Consider the following 12,637-nt stretch of genomic DNA (forward strand, 5'->3'; position numbering starts at 1 on the left):
GCTTGGCTTACAGCGTGAAAGTGGGGAGTTTTTGTTCCACTTTGGCAAGCTTGAGCTTAGCCACTTTGGGCAAACCGTTCTCAAACGGCGGGAAGTCTTCACCTTGAATCAGCGGCGAGAGGTAGTCACGACACGCCTGGGTAATCGCAAAACCGCTTTCGCTGATAAAGTCACGCGGCATAAACTTTTCCTGGTTGGCAATCTGCGAAAGCGGTGCGGAAATGACATCCCACTGGTAAGGCGATTGAGAAACACGCCGAATCGCCGGCATCATCGAGTTTTTACCGGCAAGGGCCAGCGTCACGGCTTCACGGCCGACCGCATAGGCCTGTTCAACGTCAGTTTTAGATGCCAGGTGGCGTGCTGCACGCTGTAAATAGTCAGCGACGGCCCAGTGGTACTTATAGCCCAGGTCCTGCTTGATCATACCCGCAAGCGTGGGCGCAACACCGCCCAGCTGGCGATGGCCAAAGGCATCGGTATTACCCGCATCGGCCAGGAAAGTGCCGTCTTCGTAGCGCGCGCCTTCGGATACCACAATCACGCAGTAACCGTTCTGCTTAACGCTTTCCTCGACGCGTGCCATCACCGCTTTACGGTTAAAGGCAATTTCGGGAAAAATAATCAAATGCGGCGGCTCGCCTTCACCTTCCCCGGCAAGCCCGCCTGCGGCGGCGATCCAGCCAGCATGGCGGCCCATCACTTCAAGTACGAATACTTTAGTGGACGTTGCGCACATGGACGCGATATCCAGTGAGGCTTCGCGGGTAGAGGTAGCAATATACTTGGCAACGCTACCAAAGCCCGGGCTGTTATCCGTAATCGGCAGATCGTTATCCACGGTTTTCGGCACGTGGATGGCGGTCAGCGGATAACCCAGTTTTTCAGACAGCTGGGAAATCTTCAGGCAGGTATCGGCACTGTCGCCGCCACCGTTATAGAAGAAGTAGCGAATATCGTGGGCTTTAAAAACCTCGATCAGACGTTCGTACTGCGTGCGGTGCGTGTCAATATCTTTCAGCTTGTAGCGGCAAGAACCGAATGCGCCGCCCGGCGTATGGCGTAGCGCAGCGATCGATTCGTCACTTTCCTGGCTTACATCGATAAGATCTTCAGTCAACGCGCCAATGATGCCGTTATGACCGGCATACACTTTGCCAATTTGCTCGGGCGCCTGACGGCAAGCTTCGATAACGCCACAGGCGCTAGCGTTAATAACGGCGGTAACGCCGCCTGACTGGGCGTAAAAGGCATTATGCTGAGCCATTGAAACGTCTCATCTCTTGAAAAGCGAAAAAGTGGAGCACTCGGAAAGTGTTAAATACGTTCACTACCGGTGCCTCAAGGTGGCGAAGTTTAGCGTAAAGCGATAGTAGCTGCATCCAACGAACGGCTTATTCGCCGTCGTCCAGATCCTGTTCGCGCTGGGCTAAACGCCAGCCGCCCAGATCCTTGTAACGGTTGACCATGGCGCAGAATAACTCCGCAGTACGCTCGGTATCATAGCGTGCAGAGTGCGCCGCTTTATTATCAAATTCGATACCCGCTGCGCGGCAGGCCCGCGCCAGCACCGTCTGCCCATAGACCAAGCCAGCAAGCGTTGCGGTATCAAAACTTGAGAAAGGGTGAAAGGGGTTACGTTTAACGTTGCACCGGTTAGCGGCCGCGTTAAGAAAGCCTTGATCAAAGGCGGCATTATGGCCAACCAAAATCGCCCGAGAGCAGCCGTGGGCCTTTATCGATTTGCGTATGGGCCGGAAAATTTCGCCTAATGCTTCAGACTCACTCAGTGCTACTTGGCGTCGTAATGGGTCATCAAGATTGATGCCGGTAAAATCCAGCGCGGACTGTTCGACATTGGCGCCTTCAAACGGCTTAATATGATAGGCGTAGGTCGCATCAGGCAGCAGGTTACCTTCTGGGTCCATGGTGAGCGTGACGGCTGCAATCTCAAGCACGGCATCACTTTGGGCATTGAAGCCACCCGTTTCTAAATCAATGACAACCGGTAGATAACTACGAAAACGTTGGGCCATTAATTCGCGGGCAATTGCCTCGCTCATGCAGCTCTCCTTAGTAAAGCGAGTAATCGGTCAAAAATGGGCAGCAAGCCGCCTCTTGAATGGTGTGATTCTAGCAGCTTTCTCCCTAAGGCGTCGTTGACGGTATTCGCTGGGCATAGAGAACGCTATACTCAGGGTTTATTTAAACATGCAGCACGCAGTTAGGTGCTGCATTTTCTAGTGAACTTGCTTTCATAAACAAGGAGCAAAGAATGTCCGATGTCAAAAAGGTTGTGCTGGCATATTCAGGCGGCCTGGACACATCCGTAATCGTTAAGTGGTTGCAGGAAACCTACAACTGCGAGGTAGTGACCTTTACTGCCGACATCGGTCAAGGCGAAGAAGTCGAGCCGGCACGTGCTAAGGCCCAGGCGCTGGGTGTTAAAGAAATTTACATCGAAGACCTGCGTGAAGAATTTGTACGCGACTACGTTTTCCCCATGTTCCGTGCCAACACGATCTACGAAGGTGAATACCTGCTGGGTACGTCGATTGCGCGCCCGCTGATCGCCAAGCGCTTGATTGAAATTGCCAATGAAACTGGCGCGGACGCCATTTCTCACGGTGCAACGGGTAAAGGTAATGACCAGGTGCGTTTCGAGCTGGGCGGCTACGCGCTGAAGCCAGGCGTTAAAGTTATTGCGCCGTGGCGCGAATGGGATCTGACTTCACGTGAAAAGCTGATGGCTTACTGCGAAGAGCACAATATCCCGGTCGACTTCTCCAACAAGAAGAAGAAATCACCGTACTCCATGGACGCCAACCTGCTGCATATCTCTTACGAAGGCGGCATTCTGGAAGATCCGTGGGCCGAAGCCGAAGACGATATGTGGCGTTGGAGCGTGTCGCCAGAAGCCGCACCCGATCAGCCTACCTACGTCGAGCTGACGTTTGAGAAAGGCGATATCGTGGCGATCGACGGCGAAGCTCTCAAAGCTCACGAAGTGCTTGAGAAGCTCAACAAGGTGGGCGGCGACAACGGCATTGGTCGCCTGGACATCGTTGAAAACCGCTATGTGGGCATGAAGTCACGTGGCTGCTACGAAACGCCAGGGGGCACCATCATGCTGCGCGCCCACCGGGCAATCGAGTCGCTGACACTTGATCGCGAAGAAGCCCACCTTAAAGATCAGCTAATGCCGAAATACGCAGAAGTGATCTACAACGGTTACTGGTGGAGCCCCGAGCGTCGCATGCTGCAAGCCGCTATCGACGAGACACAGAAAAACGTCTCCGGCGTTGTGCGCATGAAACTCTACAAAGGCAACGCTACCGTAGTAGGACGTAAGTCCGAGCAGTCGTTGTTCGATGAGTCCATCGCGACGTTTGAAGACGACGCCGGTGCTTACAACCAGAAAGACGCGGAAGGCTTTATCAAGCTTAATGCTTTACGCTTACGGATCGCCGCTGGCAAGGGTCGTCAGCAGAGCTAATCCCGTTAAAAGCGGCAGGTTTTCCTGCCGCTTTTTTTATAACGCTAGGAGCCAGCATGTTTAAAAAGCTCTTTTCAGGACTGTTTGGCGGTGAAGGTAACGCAGCCCCTAATGCGGGTGTCAAAGCGGCTGAACCGGTGGAATACAAAGGCTATTTAATTATTTCTCAGCCCGACCAGCAAAGCGGCCAATACCGCGTCAGCGGATGGATCAAGCAGCCAAGCGATAGCGGAGAACCCCGCGAACACCGTTTTGAACGCTCGGATATGCTACCCAGCCGCGATGCCTGTGACGCCATGATGGTGACCAAAGCGCAGCGCTACATTGATGAAGTGGGTGAAGCGATCTTTGAACCCGATCCGCGTCAGGCCAGTCATTAGTTAATAAACGACTGCTTGCTTGAAGGTATGATCAAGTAGTCGCGCTAATTGCTTTCGATGTGTCGCTTTTAGTTAGCATTAGCTGCCTAAAACACTAGCGTTAGGCTGTTGATGCATGAGTATCAATCAGTGCTCGTGCCTGAGCAGCCGCTCTAAGCATTGTATTTGCAGGGAAGTCATTGGGCATAGTGCTTTTCTCTGCGATATTGATATCTCGCAATAGCTCTCCCAGTGGTCCTGCTTGCTTTTTTAATGCATTTTCAATTTTTCTGCCTAGATATATCTCTTCTAGCACTGCTTTTAAATCTATTTCTAAAATAGAAGGCATTAATGAGAATAAACCTGTAATAAAGCTTTCCTGTTCATCAAGATGTCTTTGCTCAGCCACTATTTCGCATGCAAAAGCTCTTGTTAACGCTTTTATTAAGTTTAAGCGGCTAGCGGGACTATTGCTGGCTAACATTAGTATTGAAACAAGTGTTCTAAGTTCTTTTAAACCAATCATTTGCAGGCAGTTAATGAGTTTGGTGGTAGGTTTGGCGGCTCCTTTTTCAGCTGAATTTGCGCGTTTAAATACTGCGCTTAATAAGTAAGGATCTCTTGTAATTAAAGAGCCAATATTTGCTAAGCTAGCTTTCTCACTATAAAGACAGGCCAAAAGCTGCAGCTGATTAGCACGAGAGGCAGTACGTCTAATTGAGCTAGACGACTGAGTTTTTGGCTTTTCGTAGAAATATCCCTGAAAAAGGGTAAAGCCTAAGGATTGACACAGCTTGAATTCACTGTGAGTTTCTACTCGTTCGGCCAATAATGTAAAACCTTGAGACACCAAATCTTTAATTACTTCTTTTTGTATTGGGTTTGAAATGTCAATTTTAATGATATCGCAATAAGGCAATAGTTTTTCATTGCTTTTATCTAATACAAAGTCATCAAGGGCTATCTTGTAACCTTGTTGCTTTAGAAATTTCAAAGATTCGAGCACTTCTTGATTAACAGGTGTATTTTCAAGTACTTCAATAACGATTTGTTGGCTCGGGAGCCCGTGCAAGTCTGGGTTGGTGAGCCATTTATAAGATGCATTTATAAAAAGATGACGTGATCCGCAAAGGTTTTCAAGTCCAATTTCGTAGATAGCAACGGCACATGCTCGTGCGGTTGCTTGAACATCATCATCAATTTCGGCTGAATAGCAGGAGTCGTTCGAACGATACAGTAGTTCATCTGCTATATGCTGTAAGTTGCTGTCAACAATAGGTTGTATAGCAATAGTATAATTGTTGCTATTTTCATTATAAGAATGGTTTTGTTGACTCTGCATCAGATCTTCCGTGAACAACTATTTTTGGGTAAAGGTTAATTAGTAAAAGAATAGCTTAAATGTACTATTTAAAGCTAGTAAGATTAGCAAAATCATGGCAATAGACAGCGTTTATATGTTAACAGCCTCCGAAAGCCTTAACACAAAGCGCGCGCCGTTTAATACCTGGGCATTTTCTACCCAAAGCCTGCCGCCTAAATGCGTCGCGATCGCTCGGCTGATGGGGAGTCCTAAACCGCTGCCTTTTGGGCGTTTACCCGTTGTTTGATCGCCGGACAGCAGTTGATTGAATTTTTCAAACACCTGCTCGCGCTCCTTTTCTTCAATACCCACACCGTTATCTTCAATGCAAAGATAAATATGCTGATTTTGCTTAAAAAGATGCAGTAAAACGCGCGGATCTTCCTGGTTGGCGAACTTGCTGGCGTTATCCAACAAATTGATAATAATTTGTTCCAGACGGTCGGGGTCGCCGATGACTCGGGCGGGCCGTTCATCAATCGCGACGGTAAGACTCACGTTGCGCTCTTCCTGAAGTCGCGCAATGGCTTCAAGGCTATGATCAGCAAGTGCTGCCAAATCTAGCGGCACGGCATTCAGAGGCATGCGACCGCTTTCCAGGCGAGCAAGATCGAGAATTTCATCAATCAGGCGTGATAGGCGCTGGCTCTCTAATACCATTACTTGCAGAAAATGCTGCCGCTTGCTTTCTGGGATGTCCTGATGGCTTGCGAGAATTTCTGCAAACGCACGAATGGAGGTAAGCGGCGTGCGTAGCTCATGACTGACCATGGCCACAAACTCATCTTTTAAGCGGTCAAGCTCACGGAGGCGGTCATTGGCGCTTTGCAAGTCTTGCCCTATGCGCGCTAGCTCGTCTGATTTCTGCTTTAACTGACGGTTATATTCCAGCGTTTGCGTGGTGGTATCCAGCATGCTCAGGATCGATTCAATATCGAGCGCTTCACCTCTTACCACCGAGTTGATCAGTATGCGTGCCGAGGCGTTGCCCAGCGAACCCGCGAGCGCCTGCTCAGCGCGCATAATAACGTCATCCGACGCGGGTAGATGGGGCTGGGTTAATTCAAAATTATGGGTGCGTTTTGAGAAAACCCGCAGGGCAGCCTTAAAGCCCAGGTAGCGAACCAGCAGCTCATACAGCGCACCTTGGGTGGTTTGGCCGCGCTGGAGCGGCGTGGTTTGCAAGTTGGGGTGTAGCGCCTCGGTAAACAATGCCGCCTGGGTTTGTTCAAGCGGGGTGGGGCGCGTAAATAGCGAAATTCCCACTAACAGTCCTACATTGACGAGCATGCTCCACAGGAGTGAATGGCTATAGATATCCCACTCTTCCAATCCAAAAAGCGCATAGGGCGTTAGCCAGCCAACTCCCCACGGGCCATCGGTGAGCAGCGCTGCATCCAGCCAGCCGGATTGAGCAAAACCGGGCAGAAGCAGCGTATAGCCCCAGATTAAAAAGCCGGCGATTAACCCATACATTGCGCCCAGCCGGGTTGCTCCACGCCAATAAAGGCCAATCAGAAGTGCGGGCGCAAACTGTGCCGCGCCGACAAAAGAGACCAGCCCAATAGTAACCAAACTGTAGGTATCGCCAATGAGCGCGTGATAGAGATAGCCAAGTAGTAAAATAAGCACGATGGCTACCCGGCGCACTCTTAGCAGCAATCTGGCAAGGCCTCCGCGGCTATCTGCATGCAGGGCTTTGGAGCGTAATAAAAGTGGCATGATCAATTGGTTGCTGACCATGGTAGAAAGTGCAATGGTTTCGACGATGACCATGCCGGTGGCCGCAGAAAGCCCGCCAATAAAAACCAGAAGGGGAAGGCCTTCGAGCCCTGCAGAAAGCGGTAGCGTAAGCACAAAACTGTCTGGGTCTCCTGCATCGAGTAATAACCCGGCCAGTGCGATGGGGATAACGAATAGATTGATCAGCAGTAAATAAAGGGGAAACAGCCAGCTAGCGCGAGCCAGGTGCTGCTCATCGACATTTTCCACCACCAGCACCTGAAACTGGCGTGGTAAGGTTAAAAACGCTAAAAAGGCCAGAAGTAACATGCCCACCCAGCCGGTTGCTCCACCCGGAACACTCTCCAACTGCATTAATTGGCTTAGCGCAGGCGTTTGGGCAACCTGGGCAAAAAGCGCGCCTGGCCCTTCAAACAGAATGAAAACAACAAAAATGCCCACCGCTAAGAAGGCCACCAGCTTGACCAGTGATTCCAGGGCAATGGCCGCCACCATGCCTTCGTGGCGTTCGCTGGCGTCCAGATGGCGGGTGCCGAATAAAATGATAAATACGGCTAATACGAGGGCTACCCAGAGTGACCGATCCATCCAGAAGCGCTCGTTATACAGGATCGAATCGGCGCTTTGGGGGTAGTTGATCAGCACTGCATGGCTAACCGTAATCGCTTTTAACTGCAGCGCGATATAGGGCGTAATGGTAATCAGCGATATGAGCGCCACTAACGCGCCAAGTCCGACGCTTTTGCCGTAGCGCGCACTAATAAAATCCGCGATGGAGGTCAGCCGCTGGCGCGCGGCAATGCGTACCATCTTGCGGATGATAAATGGTGATAACATCATCGCAAGCGTTGGCCCAAGATAGATAAGCAAAAAGCTTGGACCAAATTGCGCTGCCCGCCCTACGCTGCCGTAAAAGGTCCACGCGGTACAGTAAACCGCAATGGACAGTGCGTAGACGGTCGGCGAATTAATGATAGAGCGACCCTGTTCGGCGCGTCGATCACCCCAGGCCGCCACCAGAAACAGCAGCCCTAAATAACCGAACACCGCACTTAGTATCAGCGCATCCGTTCGCATGATTATCGCCTTGTAGTAGGTTCCATCAGCCACGCGGTCAGGCCAATAATCAAGGCCCAGCTACAAAAAAGATACATCGGTAACCAGCCAATACTTAACGTGGGAAGGCGGTCGATCACCAGTAACAACGGCGGGCAAAAAAGTATTAGTGCCAGAATGACCAGCACCAACAGCCTTTCACGATAGCGTGGGTTTGAAGGCTTCATGAGGCGCTGGCATCCTCTCGGTCAAACGCGCTTGCTTGAAAGTGCAGTAGCTGCTCAAGCGTCGTAATACCGCGCGCTTCCAGGCGGGATAACAGAGCAAACCAGAGCTCCCCGGTTACCCGCGCATCGCCCAGCGCCGTATGGCGCAATCCCGGAGGCAGTGTTAAGCCGTAGCGCTGTACCAGACTATCCAGATCATGGCCGTCGAGTGCTTCATCTAATGCCCGTGAAATTAACAAGGTATCCAACACGGGCATATCGAATAAAACGTTCTTTTGGCTAATAGCGAGCATATCAAAGGCGGCGTTATGAGCGAGCAGCACTGCGTCACCGATGTAGTTACGAAAACGTGCCAGCACGGGCGTTAGGGCTGGCGCATCAATGACATCATTGTCGGTAATCCCGTGGATAGCGGTGCTTGCCGCAGGAATCGGCCGTTGTGGGTTAACGTAGTGATCAAAAACATCGCTGGCTAATAAGCGCCCGTTGACGATACGGCAGGCGCCCAGGCTAATAACCGTATCGCCTCGGCGAAGCTCGAGCCCTGTTGTTTCGGTATCAAAAATAACCAGCTCCAGGCTACGTAAGGGGCGGTTGGCCAAGGCGGCGTCGGGAGGGGGTAAATCGGCAATCCCAAAGTCATGAAATTCAGGGCGGGGAGTAACGACGCGCGGTGCCTCACTTTGCTCAACGGAAGGCAAGGGTAAGCGAAGGCGTGCATGCTGACCGTCGGCGTCCTGGATACTCCATACGTCACTGGCATGCTGACGCAGTACGTCGGCAGCGCTAGGGCTTAGAGGGAGCGCATCCAATATTTGTTGGCGCCATTGGTTAAGTTCGCGTTCGGGTATTGGCGGGCCCAACCATATAAGGTCCAGGTAGGTATGTTTGGAGCTTATAGAGACTTCGCCCTCAAAAATGCTGCTCTTGATATTGTCATTGAGATAGTTCTTAAAATAATCGCTAAGGTGTTTAACCAGCGAGTTAAACAGCGCCATGAGGGCCGGGGCATCGCCTTTAAACCATGCAGGCACCCCAATCGGGGTAATCAAGCGGTGGGCCGGGTCCAGGTAGTCGTCCAACATTTGCCAGAAATCATTGGACCATATGGAGGTAAGACGCTCGCCTTGTTGCTGTATGGCTTCGATAAGCCCGCCAACCCTGGCCACTGTCTCACTCAGGGCGATACTTTCTTCACTCGCCACCTGCTCCAGACGGTGGGCAAGGGAGCCGCTTGTATGATCGTGCTGGCGCAGCTGGCCAAGTGCGTCGGTGGCGGTTACCAGACTTGCCGTATGCTGGCGCAACGGAGTGAGCATTTTCGCAAGCTCTGCACGAACGCCCCTTTCGTTTGCCCAGGCGGCGGTCGCATCGCTACAGGTAATCAGCGTTTCATCCTGGCTTTCAGGCACGCGGCGTATGATCACTTTCAGCCAGCGGTTATCACAGGGCACCAGGAGTTCACGCTGGGTACCATCGGCTGGCAGCTGGCTTAGGGTTTGTTGCAAACTTGCCAGTGGAAACAGCGCTTCCAGCCGCTTACCCAGACCCAGGCTGGGCGTACCAGCAAAAAAGCGCTCAGCTGCCTGGTTAAAAAGCATCAAACGACGGTGTCTATCGTAAAGCAGAAGGGGCGTTTCCAGCACTTGAAGCAAAGCCTCAAGCTCTTTACGAATGCGGGTAGCGCTTTTGGCACCGTCCGCATGGGCTCTATGCAGTCTGCGCCGGTCTGACTGCCAGCTCTCTTGCGCGCGGCGCAAGTCCGGGGCTAGTCCTTTCAGCCAGCCTTGGGGTTGCGAGAAATCTTCAGTATCAGGGTTGGCAACCAAGCGGGCGAGCTGCGCCTGTAGCTGACGCACAGGGCTCAACAGCATGCGTTCAAGCAATAAACCCATTGCAAATATTGTGGCGCCACCTGAAAAACACCCCAGCCAGAGTAACAGCTGATAGACGCCGGTAACTTCCAATTGGCTTTCCAGCCATACGGCAAACAGAGCGCCGCCTAGCAGGCTAAAAGCGCTTAGCAACAACCAGGCGCCAATCAAGCGCTGTCGTTTGGGCAGCCCCTTGGGCGTCATAAGGTTTTCTCAGCCAGCACGGCTTGCACTTGATCGACAAGCGCCTGGGTTGAAAACGGCTTGGTAATGTAGGCGTTAGCGCCCAGTGCAAATCCCTTCTCTCGCTCTACCTCTCGCCCATGGGCCGTGAGCATGATAACCGGAAGTAACGCCGTCGCCGGGCGGCTACGCAGTGCTTCTAACACATCGAACCCGCTAATGCCTGGAAGGCTGATATCCAGTAGCACGACATCTGGCGTATGGGTCGCTACCTGTTCAAGTGCCTGTTCACCGTCGGCTGCACTGGTAACTTCAAACCCTGCCTGCTCCATTAAAAACTCGATCGATAGCACAATGTTCGGTTCGTCATCGACCACCAGCACTTTTGCCATGGAGCCCACCTAATCGGTTGTTATTTAAAATACGCTACACCACTAAGAGTGTAGATAGCCAAGCAGGGTGAGCCAAGACGACCTTGGCCGAATAGAAAGCCAATGCGGACGCCAGCTTACGACTTTTGGGTGAAGAGTGGGGTTTAAAGGAATTTAGACATAGACGTATTCAAGAAGCCGTACCAACATGTAAACAGAAACACCTATTCGTGCCTTGGTTTTAATAAACAACAACAATCATTACCAAAGGAGCCGCGCATATGAGTGCTGTTATCCTGCTATTAGTCGGACTTGGGGCAATGGCTTTAGGGTACTTTCTGTATTCTAAATTTATTGCTCAAAAGATCTATCAGTTAGACCCCGATTTCAAAACACCCGCCCATGAATTTGAAGACGGCATCGACTATGTACCGACCAACCGCTTCGTGCTCTGGGGGCATCACTTCACTTCAGTTGCTGGGGCGGCACCTATCGTAGGGCCTGCTATTGCAGTGATATGGGGTTGGGCACCCGCGTTTTTATGGGTGGTGTTTGGCACCATCTTTTTTGCGGGTGTACACGATTTTGGCGCTATTTGGGCAAGCGTGCGCAATAAAGCCAAATCGGTAGGCGCCTTGACGGGCGATGTGGTGGGTAAGCGGGCCCGCAGCATTTTCATGATCGTGATTTTCCTTGTGCTGCTCATGGTCAATGCCGTGTTTGCCGTGGTAATTGCCGGGTTGATGATGAATTTCCCCAGTGCGGTGGTGCCGGTTTGGGGAGCGATTTTTGTGGCGCTGATCATTGGCCAGCTGATCTATCGGCGGATAATGAGCCTAGCGGTGGTATCTGTAGTAGGCGTTATCGCTCTTTATGCGCTGATTGGCATTGGTCCTATGGTGCCCGTACAAATGCCAGCCGAAGTTGCCGGGATGTCGGGTAATGCGATCTGGATCATAATTCTATTTGGCTATGCGGCCATCGCGTCACTTTTACCGGTATGGATGCTGCTGCAGCCACGCGACTACATCAACGGTTTGCAGCTATTTATCGGCCTGTTGATTCTTTATGGAGCGCTGGTACTGCTTAACCCAACGCTCGTTGCGCCTGCCTTTAATGACAATGTGCCTGCCGGTACGCCTTCGATGATTCCGCTGCTTTTTGTAACGATTGCTTGCGGGGCAATATCAGGCTTTCACGGGTTAGTCTCTTCAGGTACCACTTCCAAACAGCTCAATAAAGAAACCGACGCGCGGTTTGTGGGCTACTTTGGTGCGGTAGGCGAAGGCATGCTGGCGCTAGCGGCTATTCTGGCAGCTACAGCAGGGTTTGCGACATTTGGCGATTGGCAGGCCATGTACAGCGCCTTTGGCCAAGGCGGGGTAAACGCGTTTGTAGAAGGTGGGGCATTTATCATCCATAACGGCCTTGGTCTACCCCAAGCTACCGCGGCGACGCTTTTAACCGTCATGGCGGCGCTGTTTGCGGGCACTACTATGGATACCGGCTTACGTTTGCAGCGCTATATCTTCCAGGAGTGGGGCGATATCTATAACCAGCAATGGATGAAAAAACCTTCGCTTGCAACCGCACTTGCCGTTGGCACCTGCCTCTTACTGGCGTTTGGTGCCGGCGGTGCGAATGGTTCCGGTGGCTTGATTATCTGGCCGCTGTTTGGCACCACCAACCAACTGCTGGCCGGCTTAACGCTCTTGGTGATTACCGTTATGCTGGTGCGCCTGCGGCGCCCCATGTGGTACACCCTGGCGCCTCTGTGCTTCTTACTGGTCATGACCATTCTGGCGCTTCTTATCCAGCTACGTACCTTCTGGAACCAGGGCAACATGTTCCTGTTAGTGCTGGATATTGTGGTGCTGATGGCGGCGATTTTGGTTGCAATGGAGTGTGCCGCAGCGCTTAAACGCTCGCGCGCTGAAATGGCGGCCCAAGGCGACTAAATAAGAG

10 protein-coding genes are annotated in these 12,637 nt (G+C 51.9%); 3 read left to right on the forward strand and 7 right to left on the reverse strand.

Annotation, left to right across the window (positions count from 1 at the left end; genetic code table 11):
• Positions 1–7: 7 nt before the first annotated feature.
• Complete coding sequence (locus D467_RS0102975) at positions 8–1,267, reverse strand: 6-phosphofructokinase (RefSeq protein ID WP_018916023.1); 1,260 nt, start codon at positions 1,265–1,267, stop codon at positions 8–10.
• A gap of 127 nt (positions 1,268–1,394) precedes the next feature.
• Positions 1,395–2,063, reverse strand: a complete 669-nt coding sequence (rnt, locus tag D467_RS0102980) for a ribonuclease T (protein WP_018916024.1) — start codon at positions 2,061–2,063, stop codon at positions 1,395–1,397.
• Between the two features lie 212 nt (positions 2,064–2,275).
• Between rnt and D467_RS0102985 the strand changes: the two genes are divergently transcribed.
• Together D467_RS0102985 and D467_RS0102990 are read left to right on the forward strand one after the other, a co-directional pair.
• Positions 2,276–3,496, forward strand: coding sequence for an argininosuccinate synthase (locus tag D467_RS0102985; RefSeq protein ID WP_018916025.1), 1,221 nt, complete (start codon positions 2,276–2,278; stop codon positions 3,494–3,496).
• Positions 3,497–3,552: 56 nt separating this feature from the next.
• Complete coding sequence (locus tag D467_RS0102990) at positions 3,553–3,876, forward strand: HlyU family transcriptional regulator (protein ID WP_018916026.1); 324 nt, start codon at positions 3,553–3,555, stop codon at positions 3,874–3,876.
• A gap of 100 nt (positions 3,877–3,976) precedes the next feature.
• Here the strand turns inward: D467_RS0102990 and D467_RS0102995 are convergent, their stop codons facing one another.
• The 5 genes from D467_RS0102995 to D467_RS0103015 form a co-directional block, all read right to left on the reverse strand.
• Positions 3,977–5,197 (reverse strand): EAL and HDOD domain-containing protein, encoded by a 1,221-nt coding sequence (locus D467_RS0102995; RefSeq protein WP_018916027.1) that lies wholly within the window; start codon positions 5,195–5,197, stop codon positions 3,977–3,979.
• 111 nt (positions 5,198–5,308) lie between these two features.
• Complete coding sequence (locus D467_RS0103000; RefSeq protein ID WP_018916028.1) at positions 5,309–8,038, reverse strand: sensor histidine kinase; 2,730 nt, start codon at positions 8,036–8,038, stop codon at positions 5,309–5,311.
• Between the two features lie 2 nt (positions 8,039–8,040).
• Positions 8,041–8,244: a hypothetical protein gene (locus D467_RS0103005; RefSeq protein WP_018916029.1), complete on the reverse strand. Its 204-nt coding sequence runs from the start codon at positions 8,242–8,244 to the stop codon at positions 8,041–8,043.
• Positions 8,241–10,322: a 3'-5' exonuclease gene (locus D467_RS0103010; RefSeq protein ID WP_018916030.1), complete on the reverse strand. Its 2,082-nt coding sequence runs from the start codon at positions 10,320–10,322 to the stop codon at positions 8,241–8,243. The genes D467_RS0103005 and D467_RS0103010 overlap by 4 nt, the downstream gene beginning before the upstream one ends.
• Positions 10,319–10,693 (reverse strand): response regulator transcription factor, encoded by a 375-nt coding sequence (locus D467_RS0103015; protein ID WP_018916031.1) that lies wholly within the window; start codon positions 10,691–10,693, stop codon positions 10,319–10,321. The genes D467_RS0103010 and D467_RS0103015 overlap by 4 nt, the downstream gene beginning before the upstream one ends.
• Before the next feature lie 260 nt (positions 10,694–10,953).
• On the opposite strand from D467_RS0103015, the gene D467_RS0103020 reads away from it, so the two are divergent.
• Entirely contained in the window at positions 10,954–12,630 is a 1,677-nt protein-coding gene (locus D467_RS0103020; RefSeq protein ID WP_018916032.1) for a carbon starvation CstA family protein, read from the forward strand.
• Positions 12,631–12,637: the final 7 nt, after the last annotated feature.

Origin of the sequence: Vreelandella zhanjiangensis DSM 21076, from assembly GCF_000377665.1 — a bacterium.
GTDB lineage: Bacteria > Pseudomonadota > Gammaproteobacteria > Pseudomonadales > Halomonadaceae > Vreelandella > Vreelandella zhanjiangensis.